The organism is Leptolyngbya sp. KIOST-1, assembly GCF_000763385.1.
Classification (GTDB): domain Bacteria; phylum Cyanobacteriota; class Cyanobacteriia; order Phormidesmidales; family Phormidesmidaceae; genus Nodosilinea.
Genome location: NZ_JQFA01000002.1, coordinates 988,433 through 1,011,021, shown reverse-complemented (window position 1 = coordinate 1,011,021; position 22,589 = coordinate 988,433). Strand labels below are relative to the sequence as shown.

Sequence of the window (22,589 nt, the reverse complement as noted above, 5' to 3'; positions counted from 1 at the left end):
CTGTTAAGTTACAGGCACGTCCCATCAAAAACCCTAAGCGCCTTCATCTTGCCTACGATCGCACCATCCTCCCACCCCAGCAGCATCACCCTCTACTGCCAAATCTGGGACGACTACGAGACCCTGCTAGCCAGCCGTCGCGACGATGTCGTCTCGCCTCCTTGACGGAACTGGAGGTGTATCAACTGCTGGCGGTGCCAGAGGTGTGGATCTATTGCCAGGAGCAGCTCAATATCTATGGCCTCACCGAGTCGGGCTACGGCGATCGCCCCACCAGCCCGACCTTTCCTACTGCGAAGGGCAAAGCATTGCCGCCCCAGTATGTCGAGCGGGCCTGGGCACCGGGGTCTAGGGTAGCCCTACAAGATAGCAAAAGGCTGTCCCCCACGTTCAGGGAACAGCCTGCCCAATAGCGCTAGTACAGTTACTCGTCCGCTGGCTATTCGGCAATTACCCGCAGGTTGACCGTAGCGGTGACTTCGGGGTGCAGCTTCACCTCGGCCTGGTACTCGCCCAGCTTGTTGATGTCGGGCACCGAAATATCCCGGCGATCGACCTCTTTGCCCGACAGCGACTTGATCACGTCGGCCACATCGGCGGCGGTGACCGTACCAAAGATGGCCTCATTTTCGCCCACGGGCTTCTCAATCGTGAACATACCAATGGTGGACAGCGCCGTCTTGGTGGCTTCGGCCTCCTGCTTAATTTCCAGCAGCCGCTGCTTCTGCGCCTCGCGCCGACGCTCCACCTGCTTCAGCACACCGGGGGTGGTGCGCACCGCCTTCCCGTTAGGGATAAGATAATTACGTGCGTAGCCGGGGGCTACCTCCACCAGGTCGCCGTTATAGCCCAGCTTGCGAACATCTTCCGTCAGAACTACCTGTACCCGTTTTGCCATGATTCTTCTCGTATAGCCCAGTTGACTATACTACCCAACGCCCCCGTGTCTTGGCAACCCTTACCCTCGACAACCCGCTGTTTCTCGCCTCTGGCAGGCCCTGCCCATGATTAGACTCGTCTTTGCTCTGGTGCCCGCCCTTTGGGTGGTCGCGATCGCCGTCATCGCCGTCCAAAATGCCACCCCGGTCTCCATTCAGCTGCTCAATCTGCAGTCGATTGCCATTCCCTTTGGGGTGCTGCTGGCCTTCTGTGCGGCGGCGGGTATGGTGACCGCTGCCCTGGTGTTGCTGGTGCTGGGGGGCAATCCGCTCCGGTCTGGACGCAAACGGTCTGAGCCGTAGCCCAGACCGTTTACGTTGAGTCGTCAGCTCCGCGAGGGGTTTTTGGTGCGGTCAGTTGGCCGGTGCGGTGGTCACATTTTCTCGGCTGCGGGCCTCGCGAATTTCGGTACTCAACGCCTGCAGCGCCTGGGCAAACTGAGGGTCGGCCTCGGTTCCGATCGATTCACGGTTGGTTGAGAGCTGTTCCTGCTGCTCTTCCGTCAGCTCCACCGAGATGTCGGGGCTGATGCCGTTTTTGTTGATATCGGTGCCGTTGGGGGTGAGGTACCTGGCCACGGTAATGGCGACCCCAGAGCCATCGCCCAGGCTGCGCACCGACTGCACCAACCCTTTACCAAAGGTGCGGGTGCCCACCAGCACAGCCCGCTCGTTGTCGCGCAGCGCCCCCGACAAAATTTCGCTGGCGCTGGCCGAGCCGCCATCCACCAGCACCACCAGAGGCTTGTTGGTGAGGGAGCGGCTGTTGGCGGTTTCTTCGTCGACCACCCCCTGGCGATTGACGGTGGAGACAATCACGCCGTTGTCCAGCCACATGCGGGCAATGTCGATGCTGGAGTACAGCAAGCCGCCGGGGTTAGAGCGCAAGTCGAGGATGTAGCCTGTCACCCCCTGGCCCTCAAGGCTCTTGATGGCGTCGGCCATCTCGGTGGCGGCATTGGCGCTGAACTGGGTAAGCCGAATGTAGCCTACCGGCCCCTCTGGGCCAGTCTGCACGTTGTAGCGCACCGGGTGAATCTCAATGCGGGCCCGAGTGATCGGCACCTCTAGCTCCTGCTCGCCCCGGCGAATGGTGAGTGTCACCGAGGACCCCACCGGGCCACGAATGCGGCTGACGGCGTCATTGAGCTCCATGCCCTCGGTCGACTCGCCGTCGATGGCCAAAATCACGTCCTGGGAGCGAATACCTGCATCAAAAGCCGGGGTATCTTCGATCGGGGCGACGACCACGATGTCCTTGGTTTCGTCGTCCTGGGAAATTTGAATACCGACCCCGGTCAGCTCGCCGGAGGTGTCGATCTGCATGCTGCGGAACTCTTCTGGATTCATGAAGCGGGTGTAGGGATCCTCCAGCTTCTCCAGCATCTCGCGGATTGCCCCGTGGGCTTCCTCCTGACTGCTGTAGTTTCGACCCAGGTACTCGGTGCGCACCGCATCCCAGTCCACCTGGTTAAAGGTGGCATCGACGAAGTTTCGGTCAATCAGCTGCCAAACTTGATCAATTAGTTCCTTGGGGCTCTCTTCAAAGAAAGCTTTGCTCTGGGACAGGTGAATCCCGGCGCCGGTTACGGTTACCGCAGCCACAGCGACGGCGGTTGCACCCAGGATCAGTCCGCGCTTTGCAAGTGTCATGTGATATAGGTTCTAGCAGCAAATTACGCTCAATCTAGCACAACAAACTGAGATGCAAAGGGAAGTTTTTGTGAGGGATCGCAGCTCTGTTAATAACCGTAACAATAGACACTCAGCACCTCTGTCCCAGGCGACAACAGGTGTTCGCAAAACTGTGGCCAGGCATACAATGGTTAACCTCTGTCGGTACATCCGGAGCGCACCGGGGCGCAGGTGAAAGCCATTTAAGTGCCGTTGAGGGGAAGGTGCCACGCTATAATCGCCTTACTTTGTCGAGCTGCTCGGCAGACCTCAACCTCTGCGAACCGCTGCACGAATCGCTTTAGGACGCTGAGACACCGCCATGGGCACAAGCACTACCGACAGAGGTACGCACATTTTATTGATCGGCACTAACGAAGGCCAGACTCGCCAGATGGAGTTTGACCTGCGGGAGGCTGGCTACCATCCGGTGGTGGCCAGTAGTGCCAAGGTAGGCATGGCCATGGCCACCGAAAGCCCCCCGGCCCTGATTGTGGTCGATCGCCTGTTGGGCGGTGAGTCGGGGCTGGCCCTGTGCCAGACTCTGCGCAGCCAGGGCATCAAAGCTCCCATTGTGCTGTTGATGGCCAAGGAGAGCCTCGAGGACCGGGTCGCCTGCCTGGAGTGCGGGGCCGACGACTACTTTCTCAAGCCCTACCGGGCCGAGGCGTTCTTAAAAATGGTGCAGCTCTACCTGCAAGCCAGCCCCGGCGAAACTGAAAATCTCCGCTTTGGCGACCTGACCCTCGATATCGAAAACCGCCATGCCCTGCGGGGCGATCGCCTGATCGAGCTGACCATGAAGGAGTTTGAGCTGCTCAAGTACCTGATGGAGCACCCCCGCGAGGTGCTGCCCCGCGAGCAAATTCTTGAAAATGTGTGGGGCTACGACTTTGTCGGCGAGTCGAACGTGATTGAGGTGTACGTGCGCTACCTGCGGCTCAAGATCGACGGCGAAGACGACAAGCGGCTGATTCAGACCGTGCGGGGGGTGGGGTACGTGCTGCGGGAGAGTTAGGGAGTGGGTGGGTAGGTGAGTGGGTGAGTAGATGGGTGGGTAGACGGGTGAGTGGGTGGACGGGGGTGGGCCGACATCGATTGGGTGAGCGACTAGAATAATATCGCCCTGGTTGGGTGTCCCCGTCGGTTACCCGGTTCTTTTTGGTTCTGGTTGCTATGGCCTATTGTGTTGCTGGTTTGGTGTCCCCAGGGCGGTCTGCCCGCTTTCGCTCTGGGGTGGTGTGGAGCCTGGTGCTGAGCGCCCTGGTGCTGGGGGCTGGCTGTGCCCCCGCGCCTTCCCCAACGACACCCTCCGCCCCTGCCGACAATGCCCCCTCGGCCCCCGTTCCTACCGAAGCTCCCATGGCGGATCCCCGCAGTCAGCAGCTGGCCGTGACCGCCGTGACCACCCTGGGGGGCGAAGAGATTTTTTTGGAAGTGGCGGCCACCCCCCAGCAGCAAGCCCTGGGGCTAATGTTCCGCGACGCGCTGCCGGACGATCGCGGCATGCTGTTTCCGATGGCGCGCCCCCGCCCGGTTAGCTTCTGGATGAAAAATGTGCCGGTGCCGCTGGATATGGTGTTTATCTACCAGGGGCAGATTGTGGGGCTGGCGGAGGCTCCCCCCTGCACCGCCGACCCCTGCCCCACCTATGGCCCCGGCAATCAGCTGGTGGATCATGTGATTGAGCTGCGGGGCGGGCGGGCTGCCGAACTGGGGCTGGCGGAGGGAGATGAGGTGGTGATTCGAGAGCTGAGTGAGTAGGAACTCAGACCCCGTTACTGGTACCAAACCTACTGGTACAGAAACAGGCGCTTGGCGGCGCGGGTAAAGGCCACGTAGCAGAGCTGGTTGCGCTCGATCACGTTGCGGTTGGCCGACATTGAGGGCACATCCACAAACACATCCTGAAAGGTGGACCCCTGGCTTTTGTGGATGGTGAGGCTGTAGGCGTAGTCCATCATGTGGAAGCGCTGCTGCAGGTCCCAAAATTCCATCCAGCGCTTTTCTTTAGCCAAAAAGTCGAGCCTGGCTTTGAACTCGGCTTGACCCGACTCGTGCAGCACCCGCAGGGTTTTGAAATCTCCCGCCTCGGTTTCCACCTCCAGAATCCACAGGGGCCACTCGCCCTCGCGCCCCCGGGCGATGTGCAGCACCTCGCATTCGCCGGAGGTGGGCAGCACAAGGGTCTCTTCTTCAAGGCAGGGGTTGACGGCGATCAGTCGCTCACCGGGCACAAACCGTAGGGCATTGGAGCCGTAAATGGCTTTGCGAATGAGCTGGTTAAGCTGGGTGACGCGGCGGTTGGTGTAGGCCAGGGCTCGCACCTGGTCGGGGTTGCGCTGGTAGGCGGGGCTGGTGAAGGCGCGAATGAGCAGGTCGTGCCAGGCGCGGCGGGGCAGCACAAAGCAGCCCTCGGTGTTGTCGGCGTTGGTGTCATTGGTGAAGTGGGGCAGGCGATCGCGCTCTAGATTCCGCCGCAGGTCTTCGGCGATGACGCCGATCGCGCCGCCGTAGCGCACCACCTCGGTCAGCTCAGATTTATGGATGATCTGGCGGAAGCAGGCCGACTCGGGCTCGTTCACCGGGGGCAGCTGGGCCGGGTCGCCCACAAACAGGATCTGGGTGCCCCGATACAGGTTCGACACCGCGTTGACCAGCAGCTCCCACAGCTCCTGATTGATCATTGAGCACTCATCGACAATCACCAGGCGGTAGCGATCGATCTGGCTGGCCTGCTGGCGATCGATGGCAAACACCTGTTTGCCGCTCTCTTCGTCGATTACGGGGCGCAGGCCGAGCAGCTTGCAGCAGGTCATAGCGTCAATGTCGAGCCGCCACTGGGCCGCCATCGCCGCCAGTACCTTGGTGGCTTTGTTGCTAAAGGCGCTGAGCACGATGGGGCGATCGTCGCCGCGATCGCGCAGCCCATTCACAAACACCTGCAGCAGCGTCGTTTTGCCCGTACCCGCGTAGCCCGTCAGCAGGTACAGCTTCTCGGTACCCTGCACAAAGGCATCGAGGGCCGCCAGGGCCGCCTGCTGTTCGGCGGTCAGAGCCAGGCCGGTGCCCGAGGCTGTGGATGTCGGCTGAGGTAGGGCCATAGATGCGGAACAGGTGTTCTATCCCAGAGTAGCCTGATTCCCTGCCCTCAGCCGTCCGTAAAGCGACGCAGCCTGGGGTTGGGCCTTTAGGGGCAGTTAGTCGGCGTCACGTTGCTGCCCACTCCATTGGCACCGGTGCGGGCAATCCAACCCGTGCCGGCGTTGAAGATGCTTACCTGCATCCATCGGCGGCCGTCGGCGGCGGTCTGCTGTGTGGGTGGGTTGGTGCTGGCCCTGACCAGATCATTCTGGTTGTAGCCCGCTATCGTGGCAGACCCCGTGGACGGACCAGATCTGACCACCAGGGCTGTATTCGCCCTGAAGCAGGCCCCGGTGGGCGGTGGGGGGGTGGTGCCGCAGGGGCCGAGATTGGCAGCGTTGAGCCAGCCCACGGGCTGGATGGGAGAAAGGGTGCCGCCGCCCAAAAAGACCTGCGCCCGCCCGGTGGTGACGGCCCCGGTCAGGGTGACTTGCGTACCCGCTGCCAGCGTGCCAATGCGGTTGGCAACCGGGCCGAGGGTGGAGTTGTCGAACACCTCAGCGGTCTGGTTGAGCTGACGACAGCCGCGAATCAGGGCCGGGTTTTCGGTCAGGGGGCGAGTGTCCTGGGCCAGTACTGGGGCGATCGCCCCAGTACTGGCCGCCAGCACCGCCACGGTGCCCAAGGACAGGGATCGCAGAGTTCGAGATCGCATAGAGACTCCTAAAACTAAGGCTTGCTAAGAGTTTGACCATGCTTGGAACGACCCGGCTATCCTACCACCCTTAAAAATTGCCCCGGCCCCAGCCGTAACGAAGCTTACCGAAGCGCCAGAGCCAGCCGCATTATCAAGCCTTGCCACGCCCGACCCAACAGACAGGCTAGGGGCTGCAACGGTTGACTGCAGGGCAAGAGGCTAATTGATGACAGCCCCTGAAGCCTCCGCCAGAATGTCGGCCAGAATGACCTTATCCACCTGCCCCTGGGCAACCTGCATTACATAGTAATGGGCCTGGGCGACTCCAATGGGTCGGGCTTTGCCCATTGCATCATTGCATTCCATCTCAGAGCCAGCCCTAGACGGGGCTAAACCACCGCCGCCGCCTTGATCGCAAAGATGCGCTCAATGGTGTCTTCGACGGAGCGATCGGGGGTGGATGCGCCGGAGGTGACGCCCACGGTAATGGGGCCATCGGGCAGCCAGTTTTCAGTCACCGTCAGGTCGCCGTGGAGCGGCTTGTGCTCGATGCGGTTGCCGGGGCCGATGCGGGTGGCCCCGTCGATGTGGTAAGAGGGAATCTGGCGCTCGATCGCAATTTCCTGCAGGTGGGTGGTATTGGACGAGTTGTAGCCGCCGATCACCACCATCAGATCGAGTTTTTCGTCCACCAGCTCAAACATGGCGTCCTGGCGCTCCTGGGTGGCGTCGCAGATGGTGTTGAAGCTGAGGAAGTGGTCGTTGAGGGCCTGGGGACCGTACTTTTTCAGCATGGTGTGCTCAAAGAGTTTGCCGATCTGCTCGGTTTCGCCCTTGAGCATGGTGGTCTGGTTGGCGATGCCGATGTGGTCCAGGTCGCGATCGGGGTCAAACCCAGCGGAGCAGGCTTTGCCAAACTTGGCCATAAACTCGGCCTTGCCGCCGCCAGTGAGAATGTAGTCGGCCACGTACTGGGCCTGCTCCAGGTTCAGCACCACCAGGTACTTGCCCGCAAAGGAGCTGGTGGCCACGGTTTCCTCATGGTTGTACTTGCCGTGGATGATTGAGGTGTGATCCCGTTTTTTGTGCTTTTCCACGGTGTTCCACACCTTGGACACCCAGGGGCAGGTGGTATCGACAATGGTGCAGCCCTTGTCGTTGAGCAGCTGCATTTCCTGCACGCTGGCCCCAAAGGCGGGCAAAATCACCACATCCCCCTGACCCACCACGGAGAAATTCTTTTCGCCATCGATCACTTCGATGAACTCCACCGCCATCTCCTTGAGGCGCTGGTTGACGCTGGGGTTGTGGATGATTTCGTTGGTGATCCAGATGCGCTCGGTGGGGAAGTGCTGGCGGGTTTCGTAGGCCATGGCCACGGCCCGCTCCACCCCCCAGCAAAAGCCGAAGGACTGGGCCAGCTTGATGGTGACGTTGCCCCGGGTGAGGGTGTAGCTGCGATCGCGAATTTCTTGAATTAGGCCGCTGTTGTACTCGGTCTGCATCTGCCCGGCCACCGCGTCTCCGTGGCCAAACCCCTGGCGAAAGTACTTGTCGGAGTGGTTGAGAGATCGCTTAAAAGCCTTAGTGTCCATCGAATCCTCAGCGAGTTGCGGCATGATTATAGGATAGCGGGTTGTGGGTAGGGGATTGACGCGCGATCGCCTTGCAAATTTCAATGCCCCCTACCCTGCCCGTCCAATGCCTGACGCCCAGTAGTGGTGAGTCGTTCTTGATGAACCAAAATACTTCATCCATTTCTTTCCCAAATTTTGAAGTGGAACAAGGAAGCCAATGCTGCCCTCGCCAATAGACCATTGGCCAACCGTTTCAAAATCAGGTAGTTGATCGAGGATATTTCCTATGCCTGAAGAACTTGTTCCCATCCTTCGGGTTGAGAACGCCCGTGAAACGGCGAATTGGGCAACGAAAGATTTGACCAACACACACCATCAGTACAGGTTGTATCTACGGGGCCAAAGCCCATGGTCTGACCAGGCGATCGCGCACAACCCGCCACACTTCATCTGAGTGGGAGAGCAGTAACCGACTCCGAAAAGTCAAAGAGTTTGTATGGCCTGACCACCGGATCAGCTAAAAGGTTTTCCTCTCTAGACAGGAAGAGGTATTTGTTTCCCCATTCAATGGGGATAGCCATTTCCTCACCTGCCTCAAACCATCAACCCAATGATCCAATGCTGAGATTGCCTTGGCTATTTTTCGAGGTGCCCATTCCTGCGTCAGCCAACCCGTATCTCTGACCTACCAACGCATTCGAAACGACAAATTAAACGTATTGCTGGTTGTAGTCAATGGATTGCCGGAAGGGTCAGTGCCATAGTTAAACTGCTGATTTGCCCACGAAAATTGTAGATTAGGATTAATGCGACCTAGCCTAAAGGTAACATCGGCTAGCACGCCCAATACGGGTTCGCTGGTGTTATTGCTGAAAGGTGCCCAAAATCCAGTAAGGGCGACGTTATCCCCTATTCGGATTGAAGTGTCTAACACTGTGCGAGTAGGTTGGGAATTTGGCAGAAGATTGCCAAAGGTCTGAGCTGCCCCTAAGGACACTGAACCACTTGTCCAGCGAGCCCGGGCAAAAACGTTGCTGCTACCAGCGCCACGCTGTTCAATATCGCCTATTGTGGTGTCTTGATCGATGGCCCAGTTAAAGCCGGTTCCTACTGTCAAGCTATTTTCACTAGATAAAGCAAGTTTTTGGTTGACTTCTCCCCACAGATTGCTATAGCGATCATAGTTGGGATTAATTACCCCTATCGCTCCAGTGCGATAGAAAAAACCACCATCAGTATACCCCTGATAGTCAAGCCCCCCGTAGGTCTGAATGGAAGGCCCCATGATGGTGCCAGCGTAGTACCGAAAACTATTATAGGTGCCAGTATTGTTGCCACTAAAGCTGAGATGGGGATAGTAGCGAATGCGTTCGGTTTGCTCCACGCTAACTTGATTAAGTGCCTCCTGCCGGTATAGGGTGATGTAATTTTGGGTGTAGACATTGTCAATTACATTGATATCAAAGACCTGGCTATTCACAATTGACGTAAGCGTAGCGGCCTCTCTGCCTCCGCCCTCTCCGCCTGCCGCTAACATGACTTCCCTCTCCCCCAAAGGCCGGAGTCCTATGGTTTGTCTAAGGTCTCTTTCTGTTACTGGAGATAGGCCTAGCCATATAGAGTTAAAGTGCGCTCGGGCTTCATCCTGGGGGGCTTCCGCAGAGTTGCTCGGTGTCGTGGCATGACCTGCCCCAGCGTGATAAAGCGTGAGGCTGGCTAACGGCAATCGGGTGTTATTAGCAGCAGTAAATAATCTGAGGTTAACGGCTGGGTTTGCAGGTTCTTCAGTGGCCGAAACTACCACCTGCCTCTCTGGCAAGACTAAGGCTAAGGCCGCCAGTGCGATATTTAGTATCGGTTGATCTGGGTCTAAGATCACTACTGGGCCTCGGATGGTTCGAGCCAATGCAGCTTCTCTTGCATTGGCTTGGACGGTTTGGTTAACTGTGGTGTAACCTAACGCAGGTATGGTAGAAAAGATTTCCTCCCGTTGAATTTCGATGCTGTTAGCAGCATCGAAATTGGGTAAGACGCCAATATTAGGTATGCGTAAGTCAACCCCAATCTGCTGTACGTCAGTGCCTCGCTGAAAACCAGGGGCCTGAATAGCCGCTAAAGTTTCAGGCAGAACAACATCACCAAAGTTAGAGGTTTGCTCAAACCGAGTAGGAAGTCGAGTTGAGGGCTCAATACTGGATTCGTCTGTTACAAGGCCAGGAGTATAGGTACAAATATCGCCAACTTTTGGGTCAAGGCAGGAACCTGTAAGACTAAACTGAACATCCTGGCTGAGGAGAGTCAAGGGTTCCCCAATACTTATTGTCAGTCGTCTTTCTTGCGGTAAGTTACGGATGTACAAGACCTGTTGACGTTGGGTAAGGGTTGTTCTATTGTCTGGACCAGAACTGCTCTCAACAGTTTGATTTAGATTGACTAGGCCGTTATAGTTTAGGTTGGTACTACGCTCGTTGCCAAAACTTACTCCTGTACTGATTTGAGCCTGAGTTCCATAGTCTAGAGCAGTCTGGTCAAAGGGAATTGTGGTAACCACTGGTGATAGAACGCCAGGTGGAATATACACAGTGGTAGGGGCATTAGCGTTAGGTAATTCTCCTTCATCCTGTCCAGAGAAATTTAGAAGAGGTTCGTGGTCCTCATCCACTGATTCCGCTGAGGGCGGTTTCTGAGGTTCAGTCGAGCTGACAGAAAACACCGGTCTTGACACAGTGCTCGGTGTTGGGAAAGCTTGCCCGGGCACCCCTGCTGTGGGTTGATTAAGATCAGGGAATGTTCCCTCATCCTGATTGGAACCCTCGAGTTGGAACCTGTTACTGGTAGCTGTTGCTGATGATGAAGGTAGCTCTTGGGATGCAGAGGCGCTAGGGGTAAATGTGGGTCTCGCCACAGCGCTCGGTGCCGAGGGCGACGAAACTGGCAAAAGGTCGCGGGCAGTTGTGCTGAAATTCTCATTGTTTTTTGTCCCAGGGGGCGCTGGAACTGGTAAATCCGGGGACGTGAATTGGGCCTGAGGTGTTGTTTCAGCATCCTGCGAAACGACTGGGACTTTGTCTAGAGGTAGGGGCAAACCGTCTCCATCGGGCAGTACGCTTCTGTCCCTAGTGGATTGAGCCTCAACTGGATGCAAGGGTTCAGGGGCGGCAACTGGCGAGGAGGACTGCTGCGATCGCTCCTCCTGGGGCGGAGGTAAAGCCTCAAAGCTTGGATCTGGAGATTGAGGGACAGGTGACCTTGTTGAGGTAGCTGAAGTTATACGGTCTGCTGCTGATTCTGTTTGATTTAGGGCTGGGGCTGGAGTGGGGATGTCAGGCGACGCCTCTAGGTTCTGTGGTGCAGTCGGTATTGCTGCGGCTGGCACCGGATCTGCGGGCAGAGTTTGTGAGATTGAGGGTTTGCGAGCTAGCTCTGTTGCAAAGGCTGGTTCGCTAGAGGACTCCGGCACCGGATCTGTAGAACTTTCAGGGCTAGGGTTGAGTTCGGAGGCGTGGGGCAGAGACTGGTCGGGGAGCGCATCAGCTAAAGATTCTGCACCGTCTTCGGTAGTTTGACTCTGAGCCCAAGCTGAACTGGAGAGTGCCGCTAGCCACAGTCCTGTCTCTAAAGCCAGTAGTAAGTGGCTCAGCGGTTGATTATGCTCCTGCAGCTGTGATGTCTTTTGTTGGCAAACAATTTTTGTCAGCATAGGGTAACAACACTCCGGACAGCTATTGATAACCAACGATGAAATGCGGACTTTAAATCTTTCGCACAGTGATTTATGCAACGAGAAATCAATGATTTCAGCGCTTGCTCAGAACAGCGCCCGGACAGGGAATCAGGGACTATTGCCTAGGAGATTTTTCGCCCCGACCCTCCGTACGGCTTGCTAATTTGGCTTTAGCAGATGCTTCCTCACCAGCGCAGCAAATAGACTCTGACTAAAAGTCGATTGGGCAATCATCGGTATACCTTGGACAGAACTGGAGATTTTGACAGGGTGCCAATGGAGTGACCTTTGCCCCGAATGGGCATACTCTGTTGGCTTTCTTACTATGACCATAGCGGGGGAATTAGCTAAGGACTCTAATCCGAAATCCTGTCTAGGTACCCTCAATTCTCAGGGCGAATGACAGTTTGCCCCTACAGATGAACCTGTAGGAAACTGGGGGCATGGGATTCGGATTCCATATGATTATCCATTTCATTCCGCTGCCTAGGATTCAGGGCCGTTTTGGAAAAACTTTCAGCATAAACAGCTAATTCCGCAAAGGTTTGATTGTTTTATACATCAGGTACCCCGCTCTTTGAACTCAACGATTCTGACATTTTTTGTCTGTCCATAAATTCTCTTGACAAAGATATATGGTGCCAGATTTTCCACATCAGCAGAATAAGGTATTCCCCCTAAAAGCCTTGCCAGGCAATGGTTTTAGCTTTAGGCTCAAGGGTACAATTTTCGGCTAGCTGTCTTGGCATTCTTTATTTTCTGAATAAAAAATTCAGTGTTTTCCCTTGGCGTCTGTGTTCTTTGGCACTCGATAAACTGGATGCTATTACCGCATTGAAGCCAGTATCCTTCTTGACTGTTAAGAAAGTTCCTGTCCTGTTGTGCGAAAAAATAATTTGCACTACATTCAAATTTATTGAAGGGGCAGCTACCGCAGTTGAAGCTTTTTATTTCTGTGGCACGCCAGTTCAGCTTCTATTCATCTCCTGAACTTTGGGTGCGCTTCAGTTGCGTGTGATGGCAGAATTTTACTGTTGTCACTCATTGCGATGAATTGTAATGAGTGGATCTATATTTTGACTGCAAATTTAACCGTGTTAAAGGGTGGCTGAATTGCAAGTAGCGCTGCTTGTAATCTTTTGCCGTTCACGGAGTTTGCTGTTAACGCAGTTTTGCGGTCTAGATCTGCTCTTGATAGAGCGATTGTTGTCTTTTCTTCAAAAAGAGGATTTGTCATGAAGAATATTAAGCTTTGGGGCTCGTTGGTGACGGCTGCTGTGGTCACAGGTATGGCAGGTGCTGCCTCGGCCCAGGAGGTATCTACCACCGCGGGTTTTCAGTTAGGTGTTTTTGGGGGGGTGACCGGTATGACGGTTTCCTCGGCGGTTAGCGATACTAACGCCTACAGCTCAGGCGTGGTCAATAGTGGTGGTGTTTTTACAGAAGCTATCGCCTCTACGATCGACCTGAGTGACTTAGCCGGTAAGCCTTTCTTCACCGAATTTGGTACCAACGTGAATCCCTTGTTTGGTGGCACTGTGTTTATAGCCTTCCCCGATGGTCCTGGAGTTATAATTCCTTAGCCATTGAGGCCAGGATTGACCTCAGGGGTAACAAGATTGAATTTCAGGTTCGAACCATATCAAGCGTGTTAAACCTCTGAGGCAGAACTGGGTTATTTCGTATACGAAACATCGGCTTTCTGATCATCGCCATTGATGCTCAGAAAGCCTTTTGTTTAAGGCTTTTTTAACCTGCAAACGGCTCTTGCCCATTTTTACGACCTGTTAACTCTGGCCGTGAGGACGACGATCCATACTGCTGAAGCAGTTGCACAAAAGTCCTTCAAGGCGTTGCTGAATGCAGGTATGGTATGCCCCCCAGCCCCCCAATTATGGGGGGAGTCGAACTCTCAAAGTCCCGCAGAGTTGGGGAATTTAAGGGGCGATGAAAGGATGACAAGTTTACAGATTCATTACTCAATTCAGCCACGACTCATTCTACTCGTCGTGGCTTTGCAATCTGGTAGCCGCAGCACGCCCTACAGCACCGTTCAAGTTAGACCGCCGACTGCTCAGGCCAGAATCGTGCCAATTTCCTTCAGGTAAACGCGGCTGAAGGGTTCGCCACCGCCTAGGCGGTATTGCTCAATCAGCCCCTCGCGGCGAATGGAGATGTTGTCGCCCTCTCGCACCACGACCGTGGCGTGGGGCAATACATCGCGGGTGAGCAGGGTCTCGGTTTCGGTGGGGTTGTCCAGCACCACCATGTCGCTGCCGGAGTAGAACATGCCCTCCTGCTCAAACAGGTCGCCGCGATACTCTGCAATCAGCAGATCGAGTCGGGGATTGCGCAGCAGGTTACGCACATTGACGTTGTAGTTCGAGTTCAGAACTTTTTCGGAGCGGTTGATCAGCACGCCCTCGCGGCACACCGCGCCGATCACCCAGTTGGGGTACTGCAGCAGCACGTGGTCGATCAGCTCCTGCAGGTCGCGCAGGGAGACCCGGTTGAAGGTCATGATCGGGATGCGGGGGCTGACTTCGGCGGGGAAGAAGGTTTCCAGAATGGGGGAGGTGACATCGACGCGATCGCCCACCGACGGGTTGAGGTGCATCGAGATGCCGGGCGCTGAGTTGATTTCCAGAATGCCAAAACTGCTGTCTTTCCACGATCGGGTCAGGTCGCGGGCAATCACGTCGATGCCCAGACAGGTCAGCCGGAAGTGTTGGGCAATGTCCTGGGCCAGGATTACATTGTCGGGGTGAATGGTGGGCGTGGCATCAATGCTGACCCCACCGGCGGAGAGGTTGGCCACCTTGCGCAGGTAGACGGTGCGGCCTGACTCCAGCACGCTGTCGAGGGTATACCCCTGGGCGTTCAGGTACATCTCCATGGCGTCATCGATTTTGATTTTGCCCAGGGGCGACGTGGGAGTGTCACTGCGGGCTACATCCCGATTGGCGTCGCGGATCAGTTCACTCACCGTCGCTTGTCCGTCCCCGGAGACCGAGGCGGGCTGGCGCTCCATCGCCGCTACAAACCGACCGTTGACGCACAAAATCCGGAAGTCGGAGCCGGTGATGCTCTGCTCGACAATGATGCGCACCGACTGATCCTCTGGGATAGTGGCCAGGGCGCGATCGAAGGCGGCTTCCAGCTCCTCGTCGTCGCGCACGTCGGAGGTGACCCCTTCGCCCTTGTGCCCCGACACCGGCTTCACCGCGATCGGATAGCCAACCCGGTCGGCGGCGGCGAGGGCTTCACTGCGGCTGGCGACAATTTCGCCCCTGGGCACCGGAAAGCCCAGGGTGCTGAGCAGAGACTTACAGTCGTCCTTGCGGGTGGTGAAGTCGGAGTCCAGGTGGCTGTCGGTATCGAAGGTGGTGGCGACGCCGCGCACCAGCTTTTTGCCGTAGCCGTACTGCATCAGCCCCTCATCCCACAGGTAGAAGGTGGGGATGCCCTTTTCGTGGGCAGTACGCAGAAGTGCGTAGACGGTGGGGCCACCGTAGACCGACTGCCGAAACAGCTGCTGAAAGACGTCAATCTGGTCTTCAATATAGAAGGTCTGGTCCTGAGTGATGGCCTCGAACCAGTCCCACACCGCAAACACCACCGATCGCGTCGTGCGACCGTGCAGGGCCTCGATGGCCAGGCGGCAGCGATCGCCCCGGTGGGTGACGCTCCACTGGTGCAGGTGCAGGCCCACATCCAGCCGGTTGACCTCGGCCGCCACCTGGGCAAACAGGTGGGCGTAGGAGTCGTAGGAGCGTTCCTGGAGGTGGGGGTAGCGATCGCCCACTACCTCTACGTAGGCCTCGATCGGCAGCGGCTCGACGTTGCCCGTCAGGGCAAAGTCGAACACAAAAGCCGCTGTGTTCAGGTAGGGATTGCTGCCCTCACAAAATCGACTGTTGTAGATGTCAAACGCATCGGTTTTACGAGCGTTTACGCGCGATACCGGCAGCTGATCGAGAACCACAGACTCCTTCCTCCAGGGCAAATACCCTTTAAGCTAACCAGAGATGTCTGCGCCTCGCATGTACCAACAGCCATATACCGTGAGCAGGAAAAACCCGCCCCGCCTGAGCCGATTGGGGTTGTGCCGAGGCTATACCTGCCGTCGCCAGTTCCACGGCAATTCCTACGAGATGTGTAGACAAAGCCCCGAGGAATCACGCCAGCGGCTAAAAAAGATCTGTTCCACTGCGTGAGGATCGTTTGCGTGAGGATCGTTACTGTGACGTCGTTTTTGCCCGCCAAATGGCTATTGGGAGGATGTGGGCTGGGTCTGGCGGCCTGGCTGTGGAGTGGATCTGTGGCCCTGGCGGCCCCCTGCACCGTGAACTGTAAGTCGGGCCAGATTCAGTTTACGCCGGGCGATCGCATCACCATTCAGGTGGTCAATGTGGGCAGCCGCCCCCTCAGCCTGGAGCAACCGCCCCTGCTCGGCCCTCGCGTCCTGTTTACCGGCAACACGATCGAAACCCAGGTAGGCTGGACAGCCCAGCCCAACCCCTCGGTATTTTTCTGGTCCCAGGAGCGGCTGCCCGTGCGGGCGCGCCTGCACCGCCCCGGCCCCACCACCCTGCGGGTCGAGGTGTTTGACGCCCCCAGCGAACCCAGCGATCGCAGCGTCACCATCGAAGCCGATGGCCGCGTTTCGGTTAAATAGCTGTATTAGGGGGCCGCAGCGGGGCTGAATTGAAGCGTAGGGGCAAACGGCCGTTTGCCCCTACGAGAGGCGTTGAGCGATAGCTTCACAGATGTATTCACCCACCCCCTCCCCTACCCATCCACTCGCCCACCCGCCTACCCATCCACTCGCCCACCCGCCTACCCATCCACTCGCCCACCCGCCTACCCACCCACTCCCCCCCCTAGGGCAAACGCATACTCAGGAGGAGAGTAGCCGAATTAGGTAGTCATTATCCCATCCTGCTTGCAAGCGTTTAGCCTTGATACCCCCTTTGGCAAAAGCGTCCTGACGCAGCAGATTGAGGGCGATGTGACGGACGACGGCCAGATTAGCGGGGGCGTGGTCTTTACGAATTCGAGAGGCATCTTCGTGGAAGGCGACATCGAGCACCCAGTGGAGCTGGTTTTCAATACCCCAGTGGCTGCGCACCCCTTGGGCAAAGCGTTGGACATCGCCGTCAAAACTAACGAGATAGTAGCGCTGCTCAATGGTCGGGGGTTGACCGAGGATACGGCGTTCAGCCTCCACGAGGCCAACGCGTTTTAAGCCAACCCAGCGCTCAGCGTTGATGAGGTGCTCGACCCCATCGAGCAACCAGTGGCGGCGGATGAAAGCGGTATGGGGCAGTGGCGATCGCCTTTTACCAGGACCTGTTTGCCTTCCTCTGCCTGCTGCTGGTCACCCCCCTGGCCAGCCTGGCCCTGACACCCCAGGACCTGGGCCTGCTGCTGGTGCTGGGGGTGCTGTGTACCGCCGTCGCCCACACATTATTTATTGAGAGTTTGGCGGTGCTGCGAGCCCAGACCGCTAGCGTGATCAGCGGCCTGGAGCCGGTCTACGGCATTGCCCTGGCGGCCCTGCTGCTGGGGGAAGTGCCCGTCCCCCGCACCCTGGTCGGCGGCGCGATTATTTTGGGCACCACCCTCTGGGCCAGCCTGCCCGACAAGAGCCTGGAGGCCCCGCCCTAGGTCTGGGCCGCAAAGTCGTGGATAAAGGTCCGCTGGGCGACTACGCCAAGGGCCCCGGCGTGGACGCTCTGCACCGTGGCGATCGCCGCCTCAGCGCTGTAGCCCAGCCGCACCAGACAGGCCGCCACCACCGTCCCCGTACAGTCGACTGACTTCTGCTGCAGAGTAATAACCGTTAGGACAGGATACTGCTCAATATATCAATTTTTATTGATGTATACTGGCCCTAGAATCATTAGCTTCAAACCTCTATGTCCACCAGACAGCCTGCCGCTGCCCCAGTCGCCGGGGGACAGCTCAACATTTTCGAGCGCTACCTCACCCTGTGGGTGCTGCTGTGCATTGCGGCTGGCATTGCCCTGGGGCGGCTGCTGCCCGGGGTGGCGATCGCCCTGGATGCCATGAGCATCTACCAGGTGTCGGTACCGATCGCCATCTGTCTCTTTTTCATGATGTACCCGATCATGGTGAAGATCGACTTTGCCCAGGCCAAGCGGGCGGCCCAAACCCCCCGGCCCGTGCTACTCACCCTGGCGGTGAACTGGCTGATCAAACCCTTCACTATGGTGCTGTTTGCCCAGGTCTTTCTGGGCGGGCTGTTTCGGCCCCTGCTGGCGGGCACCGAGATTCTGCGCGGCGGCGAGATTGCCCTGGCCGATTCGTACATTGCCGGGACCATTCTGCTGGGCATTGCCCCCTGCACCGCTCCCCCCCCTCCCCTACCCCCACCCCGCCAGCACCAGCTTCCCAATCGTCCGCCCCGACTCGATCTGGGCGTGGGCCTGGCGCAGGTTGGCGGCGTTGATGGGTGACAGGGTTTGCCCCAGGGTGGTGCGGATCGCGTTGGCATTGATCAGCGCCGCCACCTCGCCGAGCAGGTGGCCCTGGTCGGCCATATCGGTGGTCTGGTACATGGATCGGGTGAACATAAACTCCCAGGCAAAGGTGGCGCTCTTGTTTTTGAGCAAATTCAGATCGAGGGGGTCGGTATTGCCGACGATGCCGACGATCTTGCCCTGGGGCCGAATCAGCTCCGCCATCACCCCCCAGTAGGCGTCGGTGTTGTTGAAGTTGGCGATGAAATCGACCTCGCGGTGGCCGAGTTGGGCCATCTCCTCGATCAGCGCATCGCTGTAGTCCACGCTGTGGTCGGCCCCCATCTGCCGTACCCAGGCCTGGGACTGGGGCCGGGAGGCGGTGGCGATGACCACCAGTCCCGCCAGTTTAGCCAGCTGAATGGCGATCGACCCCACTCCCCCGGCTCCGCCGAGGATGAGAATCGACTGGCCGCGATTGCCCCCGGCCCGATGGATGCCAAGGCGGGTAAACAGGGCCTCCCAGGCGGTGATGGTGGTCAGCGGCAGCGCGGCGGCCTCGGCAAAGGAGAGGTTGGGCATGGTACCCACAATCCGCTCGTCCACCAGCTGAAACTCAGCATTGGAGCCGGGGCGGGTGATGTCGCCCGCGTAGTAGACGGCATCGCCGGGCTGAAAGCGGGTGACGGCATCGCCCACGGCTTTGACGACACCAGCGGCGTCGTAACCCAGCACCCTGGGGCTGTCCTCCAGCTTGTCTTTGGGGGCTCGCACCTTGGTGTCGACGGGGTTGACCGCAACGGCCTCGACCCGCACCAGCAGATCTCGCCCCGTGGGGGTGGGGGTTGGCAGGTCGGTGTCAAACAGCGATCGCGGGTCGCTGATGGGCAAATACTGGGTAAGGGCAACGGCTTTCATGGGGAATCGATCGCTGGGTGAACGGGAGACAGGCGCGGCAGGACGCATCTCGGTGTGACTCAGTGTAAGGGGTGAGGGCCATCTCCTGCCTGGGGCGGGGGGCAAGGCCTACCTGTTGGTACAGGTGCTTCTGTCTGGGCCATCACTAGACTGGTGAGACCAGGGCTGCCAGGGGCAGGGAGATCCAGAGGGCGATGGCGGTATCTCCCCAGGCTGATTTCCGCCAGCTTTTGGGGTCCAGGCCCGACAGTGGGGAACCGTACCCTGGTGCCATTGGTCTGGTGACTAAAGGCACAACCAAAATTCAAAAGGTTCCCGCCCATTTTTTGAGTGCCAGGTCGATAAAACGTCTGATTTTATTGATCTGGATCAAAAGTGCGGCAGAACAAGGTCAGGCTCTACGTCGACCGTCTTTACCGCCTCTGGCTTGTTCTGGGGCTGGTTTGCAGCGGTCGGCAATATCCCTCCACTGATATCCTCACTCAATTTTATTTGACATATTTTGTTAAGGAAGGTTACTGACATGAGCACGGTCCTGAATTATTCCGTGAGAACGGCAGCCCTGGCAAGTCTGGGAGCGGTGGCGGTGGTCACCCTGCCCCTGCCCGCCCAGGCCCAAACCACCCAATTTAACGACGTGGGCTCCAACTACTGGGCCCGCCCCTTCATTGAAAACCTGGCCAGTGAGGAGATCATCGCCGGGTTCCCCGACGGCACTTTTCGACCCGACCAGCCGGTGACCCGCGCCCAGTTTGCGGCCATTGTGCGCAACGCCTTTCAGCAGCCCCTCGATCGCACCGCCCCCCGCTTCACCGATGTGCCCAACAACTACTGGGCCAGCGCCGCGATCGCCGACGCCTACAGCCAGGGGTTTCTCTCCGGCTACCCCAACGGCGCGTTTCAGCCCGAAACCCAGATTCCTCGGGTGCAGGTGTTGGTGGCCCTAGCCAATGGCCTGGGCTACAACCCCAGTGGCTCGGTGAATGAGGTGCTGGGCGTCTACCGCGATCGCGGCCAGATTCCTGAGTATGGCCAGGGCCCCGTCGCCGCTGCCACCCAAAACCGCCTGGTGGTCAACTACCCCAACATCGATGTGCTCGGCCCCCAGCGCACCGCCACCCGCGCCGATGTGGCCGCCTTTATCTACCAGGCCCTGGTGGCCCAGGGCCGCATGCCCGCCCTGCAGGCCGGACTGAGCGCCAGTAACTACATCGTGGGCAACGCCCCTGGGGCCGGGGCTGGTTCTGGGCCTACGAGCAGTTCGCCGCGCCTGGTGCCCAACGGCACCCGTCTGAATGTGCGCTATCCCAACGCCGATGTGGACATTGTGGTGGCCCCAGGGCAGACCGTGGCCACCAGCCTGCAGATTGCTGAGCCTGTTCGCAACAGCCAGAACCAGGTGCTGATTCCCGAGGGCAGCACTGTCCAAGGCCGCATTGTGCCGGTGGAGATTCGCGGCGCTCAGGTGACGGCGGCCCGGTTCGTCGCCGATGCCCTCAACATCAACGGGCGCACCTACACCATCAACGCCGAATCGAGCCCGATCGCGGCCACCAGCAGCGTCAACAACACTACCCTGCAGGGGGCGTTGATTACCGGCGCGGCTGAGTCCATTCTGGCCACCATTACCGGCAATCGCGGCCTCGGCAGCATTGTGGGCGAGATTATTACCGGCGAGAACCAGCCCACCTCGACCAGTGCCGTTGTCGTCATTCGCCCCAGCGATCTGGATTTGATCGTGCGATCGGAATTTACGGTCGATGCGATCGCCAACAACTGAGGCATGAGCGTGGAAAGCCTAAACGGCTATTCCACCAGGCCCTAAACACTCCCTGGATGACGGGGTTCCTGTGCAGGCGGGAACCCCGTTTTTCGTAAACAATTCACGCTATAGCCGTAGCCAGTCTGGTTAGGACAGCTTCCCTAAAAACGTTCAAACGTTTCTCAGATTTTTGCATGTCTCAATCGAATTAACCATGGCTATAAAGCCCATTACCGGCTGGCTTTCTCCAGATAGTCGAGCCGCAGCTGATGGTCGGGGCTGAGCAACCGACGGTAGGCCAGCAACACCACGCCAAAAAGGCCCAGGGCCGCTCCGGCGGCAATCATAAACAGAATCACAATCTGGTAGCGCACGGCATCGATGGGGTCGGCCCCGGCCAGAATTTGCCCGGTCATCATACCCGGCAGGCTAACCAGCCCCATCACCATCATCGAGTTAATGGTGGGAATCATGCCGACGCGAATGGCGTTGCGCACCTGGCCGTGGGCGGCTTCCCAGCGGGTGGCCCCCAGCGCCAGCAGGGTTTCGACCTGATCGCGCTGGCCAATCAGCCCTTCCATGAAGCGGTCCAGCCCCAGGGAAATGCCGTTGAGGGTGTTGCCCAGCACCATGCCCAGCATGGGAATCAGGTACTGCGGGTCGTACCAGGGCTGCACCCGGATAATGCCCACCATGGCAAAGCCCGTCACCAGGGCCGAAGCCCCCAGCACCGACAGCAAACTGTTCCAGTAGATGCCCACAAAGCGGCGCTGGGTGCGGTTGACCGCAGCAACTCCCGCGATCGCGGTCATCACCAGGGCGATCGCCAGAATGATCAGGGCGTTGTCCTGGGTGAACAGCCACTCCAGCACAAAGCCAATCAGCAGCAGCTGCACCACCATCCGCAGGGTGCCGATCAGCAGGGACTGAGCTAACCCCAGCCGCAGCACCGCCGACAGCGCCACATTCACCAGAATCAGCAGGGCCGACAGGGCCAGCTGCCCGTAGCCAATGACAATGTAATTGTTTTCCATCAGGCAAATTCCGCTAGGTTGAGCTGCCGGTGCGTCACCCGGTGAACTTGCTCGGTGTCGTGGCTGGTGAGCAGGCAGGCCCGGTGGGGGTGCCGGAGCCAGTCGTGCAGGAGGGCTTCGACCCTGGCGGTGGTGGCGGCATCGAGGGAGGCGGTGGGCTCATCGAGCAAGAGCACCTGGGGGTTGAGCTGCAAGGCCCGCAGCAGCGCCAAGATTTGCACCTCGCCCCCCGACAGCCGCCCCCCCTGCAACTTCAAAAACTCTGGGCCACGACCCAACTGGGTCAGCCAGGTGTGGATCGTCGCCGGGTCAAACTGGTGCTGGCTATGGCCCCCTAACTCAAACACCTGCATCAGGTTGTCCTGCACGGTGCCCTCCAGGGCGTTTTGCCCCCCGTTCTCAAGGGCAACCGCCCGCTGAGGCAGGTACATGACCCGGCGGCGGTAGGCGGGCACCCCCCACTCCCTTGGGGTTTTGCCCTCAAACCTCACCTCCCCCCGCTGCGGTGGGTCGAGCAGCACCAGGTTGCGCATGAGCAGGGTTTTGCCTGCCCCCGAGGGAGCCACCAGGCCAACGCAGTCCCCCGTTGCCAGCTCAAAGCTCACCCCGCGCCACAGCCAGCGATCGCCCACCTGGCGGCCCAGGTTCTCGACAGACAGCAACGCTCGGCCAGTCTCCATGCATCACCCAAAATCA

General features: G+C 58.4%; 23 protein-coding genes. 10 read left to right on the top strand and 13 right to left on the bottom strand.

The genetic code is table 11. From position 1 onward, the window contains the following. Positions 1-161: 161 nt before the first annotated feature. Positions 162-413 (top strand): hypothetical protein, encoded by a 252-nt coding sequence (locus NF78_RS04535; RefSeq protein ID WP_052049786.1) that lies wholly within the window; start codon positions 162-164, stop codon positions 411-413. Positions 414-439: 26 nt separating this feature from the next. Here the strand turns inward: NF78_RS04535 and rplI are convergent, their stop codons facing one another. Continuing rightward, positions 440-898 carry a 50S ribosomal protein L9 gene (gene rplI, locus NF78_RS04530; RefSeq protein WP_035985069.1) on the bottom strand — a complete coding sequence of 153 codons (459 nt, stop codon included), beginning with the start codon at positions 896-898 and terminating at the stop codon, positions 440-442. Positions 899-1,004: 106 nt separating this feature from the next. On the opposite strand from rplI, the gene NF78_RS04525 reads away from it, so the two are divergent. After that, entirely contained in the window at positions 1,005-1,241 is a 237-nt protein-coding gene (locus NF78_RS04525; RefSeq protein WP_035985068.1) for a lipopolysaccharide assembly protein LapA domain-containing protein, read from the top strand. Between the two features lie 51 nt (positions 1,242-1,292). On the opposite strand, the gene ctpC is transcribed toward NF78_RS04525, so the two are convergent. Continuing rightward, positions 1,293-2,591: a carboxyl-terminal processing protease CtpC gene (gene ctpC / locus NF78_RS04520; RefSeq protein WP_035985067.1), complete on the bottom strand. Its 1,299-nt coding sequence runs from the start codon at positions 2,589-2,591 to the stop codon at positions 1,293-1,295. Between the two features lie 343 nt (positions 2,592-2,934). On the opposite strand from ctpC, the gene nblR reads away from it, so the two are divergent. Further along, the gene (gene nblR / locus NF78_RS04515) at positions 2,935-3,630 is read left to right on the top strand and encodes a response regulator transcription factor NblR (protein WP_035985066.1); all 696 of its coding nucleotides are present in this window, start codon (positions 2,935-2,937) and stop codon (positions 3,628-3,630) included. A 158-nt stretch (positions 3,631-3,788) separates the two neighbouring features. Beyond that, positions 3,789-4,376: a DUF192 domain-containing protein gene (locus tag NF78_RS04510; RefSeq protein WP_225885227.1), complete on the top strand. Its 588-nt coding sequence runs from the start codon at positions 3,789-3,791 to the stop codon at positions 4,374-4,376. A 29-nt stretch (positions 4,377-4,405) separates the two neighbouring features. On the opposite strand, the gene NF78_RS04505 is transcribed toward NF78_RS04510, so the two are convergent. The 5 genes from NF78_RS04505 to NF78_RS30840 form a co-directional block, all read right to left on the bottom strand. After that, positions 4,406-5,716: an ATP-dependent DNA helicase gene (locus tag NF78_RS04505; protein ID WP_035985065.1), complete on the bottom strand. Its 1,311-nt coding sequence runs from the start codon at positions 5,714-5,716 to the stop codon at positions 4,406-4,408. Between the two features lie 86 nt (positions 5,717-5,802). After that, the gene (locus NF78_RS04500; protein ID WP_035985064.1) at positions 5,803-6,411 is read right to left on the bottom strand and encodes a hypothetical protein; all 609 of its coding nucleotides are present in this window, start codon (positions 6,409-6,411) and stop codon (positions 5,803-5,805) included. Between the two features lie 201 nt (positions 6,412-6,612). Further along, positions 6,613-6,759, bottom strand: coding sequence for a hypothetical protein (locus tag NF78_RS30850; RefSeq protein ID WP_156119648.1), 147 nt, complete (start codon positions 6,757-6,759; stop codon positions 6,613-6,615). Between the two features lie 23 nt (positions 6,760-6,782). Next, complete coding sequence (locus tag NF78_RS04495) at positions 6,783-7,988, bottom strand: 4-hydroxy-3-methylbut-2-enyl diphosphate reductase (protein ID WP_035985063.1); 1,206 nt, start codon at positions 7,986-7,988, stop codon at positions 6,783-6,785. A 667-nt stretch (positions 7,989-8,655) separates the two neighbouring features. Continuing rightward, positions 8,656-10,521, bottom strand: a complete 1,866-nt coding sequence (locus NF78_RS30840; protein WP_156119646.1) for a hypothetical protein — start codon at positions 10,519-10,521, stop codon at positions 8,656-8,658. A gap of 1,869 nt (positions 10,522-12,390) precedes the next feature. Here NF78_RS30840 and NF78_RS32225 point away from each other — a divergent pair. Both NF78_RS32225 and NF78_RS04485 read left to right on the top strand, forming a co-directional pair. Further along, a complete protein-coding gene (locus NF78_RS32225) occupies positions 12,391-12,684 on the top strand; it encodes a hypothetical protein (RefSeq protein WP_156119645.1) in 294 nt (97 codons plus the stop codon). 245 nt (positions 12,685-12,929) lie between these two features. Continuing rightward, on the top strand, positions 12,930-13,277 hold the full coding sequence (locus NF78_RS04485) for a hypothetical protein (RefSeq protein ID WP_035985058.1): 348 nt from the start codon (positions 12,930-12,932) through the stop codon (positions 13,275-13,277). Positions 13,278-13,768: 491 nt separating this feature from the next. On the opposite strand, the gene NF78_RS04480 is transcribed toward NF78_RS04485, so the two are convergent. Continuing rightward, positions 13,769-15,679 (bottom strand): acetate--CoA ligase family protein, encoded by a 1,911-nt coding sequence (locus NF78_RS04480; protein WP_035985056.1) that lies wholly within the window; start codon positions 15,677-15,679, stop codon positions 13,769-13,771. Between the two features lie 258 nt (positions 15,680-15,937). On the opposite strand from NF78_RS04480, the gene NF78_RS04475 reads away from it, so the two are divergent. After that, on the top strand, positions 15,938-16,372 hold the full coding sequence (locus NF78_RS04475) for a hypothetical protein (RefSeq protein WP_156119644.1): 435 nt from the start codon (positions 15,938-15,940) through the stop codon (positions 16,370-16,372). A 222-nt stretch (positions 16,373-16,594) separates the two neighbouring features. Here NF78_RS04475 and NF78_RS32220 read toward each other — a convergent pair whose 3' ends face one another. Beyond that, positions 16,595-17,005 carry an ISAs1 family transposase gene (locus NF78_RS32220; protein WP_263970628.1) on the bottom strand — a complete coding sequence of 137 codons (411 nt, stop codon included), beginning with the start codon at positions 17,003-17,005 and terminating at the stop codon, positions 16,595-16,597. Between the two features lie 17 nt (positions 17,006-17,022). Here NF78_RS32220 and NF78_RS04465 point away from each other — a divergent pair, with 17 nt between their 5' ends. Beyond that, on the top strand, positions 17,023-17,364 hold the full coding sequence (locus NF78_RS04465) for a DMT family transporter (protein ID WP_052049740.1): 342 nt from the start codon (positions 17,023-17,025) through the stop codon (positions 17,362-17,364). Here NF78_RS04465 and NF78_RS32835 read toward each other — a convergent pair. Next, positions 17,361-17,495: a hypothetical protein gene (locus tag NF78_RS32835; RefSeq protein ID WP_263970540.1), complete on the bottom strand. Its 135-nt coding sequence runs from the start codon at positions 17,493-17,495 to the stop codon at positions 17,361-17,363. The genes NF78_RS04465 and NF78_RS32835 overlap by 4 nt on opposite strands. A 120-nt stretch (positions 17,496-17,615) precedes the next feature. Here NF78_RS32835 and NF78_RS04460 point away from each other — a divergent pair, with 120 nt between their 5' ends. Further along, positions 17,616-18,176: an arsenic resistance protein gene (locus NF78_RS04460; protein ID WP_081972505.1), complete on the top strand. Its 561-nt coding sequence runs from the start codon at positions 17,616-17,618 to the stop codon at positions 18,174-18,176. Here the strand turns inward: NF78_RS04460 and NF78_RS04455 are convergent. Continuing rightward, positions 18,084-19,097, bottom strand: a complete 1,014-nt coding sequence (locus tag NF78_RS04455; protein ID WP_035985055.1) for a zinc-binding alcohol dehydrogenase family protein — start codon at positions 19,095-19,097, stop codon at positions 18,084-18,086. The two genes, NF78_RS04460 and NF78_RS04455, sit on opposite strands and share 93 nt — an antisense overlap. A 523-nt stretch (positions 19,098-19,620) precedes the next feature. On the opposite strand from NF78_RS04455, the gene NF78_RS04450 reads away from it, so the two are divergent. Next, positions 19,621-20,877, top strand: coding sequence for an S-layer homology domain-containing protein (locus NF78_RS04450; RefSeq protein ID WP_035985054.1), 1,257 nt, complete (start codon positions 19,621-19,623; stop codon positions 20,875-20,877). Between the two features lie 212 nt (positions 20,878-21,089). Here the strand turns inward: NF78_RS04450 and NF78_RS04445 are convergent, their stop codons facing one another. After that, positions 21,090-21,893, bottom strand: a complete 804-nt coding sequence (locus NF78_RS04445) for an ABC transporter permease (RefSeq protein ID WP_035985053.1) — start codon at positions 21,891-21,893, stop codon at positions 21,090-21,092. After that, positions 21,893-22,555 carry an ATP-binding cassette domain-containing protein gene (locus tag NF78_RS04440; protein ID WP_225885226.1) on the bottom strand — a complete coding sequence of 221 codons (663 nt, stop codon included), beginning with the start codon at positions 22,553-22,555 and terminating at the stop codon, positions 21,893-21,895. The genes NF78_RS04445 and NF78_RS04440 overlap by 1 nt, the downstream gene beginning before the upstream one ends. Positions 22,556-22,589 lie beyond the last annotated feature (34 nt).

Coding starts and splice junctions, on each gene's coding strand:
- NF78_RS32225 (WP_156119645.1), top strand. CDS start 12,391: ATGGTTTTAGCTTTAGGCTCAAGGGTACAATTTTCGGCTAGCTGTCTT.
- NF78_RS04450 (WP_035985054.1), top strand. CDS start 19,621: ATGAGCACGGTCCTGAATTATTCCGTGAGAACGGCAGCCCTGGCAAGT.
- nblR (WP_035985066.1), top strand. CDS start 2,935: ATGGGCACAAGCACTACCGACAGAGGTACGCACATTTTATTGATCGGC.
- rplI (WP_035985069.1), bottom strand. CDS start 898: ATGGCAAAACGGGTACAGGTAGTTCTGACGGAAGATGTTCGCAAGCTG.
- NF78_RS04525 (WP_035985068.1), top strand. CDS start 1,005: ATGATTAGACTCGTCTTTGCTCTGGTGCCCGCCCTTTGGGTGGTCGCG.
- NF78_RS04455 (WP_035985055.1), bottom strand. CDS start 19,097: ATGAAAGCCGTTGCCCTTACCCAGTATTTGCCCATCAGCGACCCGCGA.
- NF78_RS04485 (WP_035985058.1), top strand. CDS start 12,930: ATGAAGAATATTAAGCTTTGGGGCTCGTTGGTGACGGCTGCTGTGGTC.
- NF78_RS30850 (WP_156119648.1), bottom strand. CDS start 6,759: ATGGAATGCAATGATGCAATGGGCAAAGCCCGACCCATTGGAGTCGCC.
- ctpC (WP_035985067.1), bottom strand. CDS start 2,591: ATGACACTTGCAAAGCGCGGACTGATCCTGGGTGCAACCGCCGTCGCT.
- NF78_RS04510 (WP_225885227.1), top strand. CDS start 3,789: ATGGCCTATTGTGTTGCTGGTTTGGTGTCCCCAGGGCGGTCTGCCCGC.
- NF78_RS04445 (WP_035985053.1), bottom strand. CDS start 21,893: ATGGAAAACAATTACATTGTCATTGGCTACGGGCAGCTGGCCCTGTCG.
- NF78_RS04505 (WP_035985065.1), bottom strand. CDS start 5,716: ATGGCCCTACCTCAGCCGACATCCACAGCCTCGGGCACCGGCCTGGCT.
- NF78_RS04495 (WP_035985063.1), bottom strand. CDS start 7,988: ATGGACACTAAGGCTTTTAAGCGATCTCTCAACCACTCCGACAAGTAC.
- NF78_RS04500 (WP_035985064.1), bottom strand. CDS start 6,411: ATGCGATCTCGAACTCTGCGATCCCTGTCCTTGGGCACCGTGGCGGTG.
- NF78_RS04460 (WP_081972505.1), top strand. CDS start 17,616: ATGTCCACCAGACAGCCTGCCGCTGCCCCAGTCGCCGGGGGACAGCTC.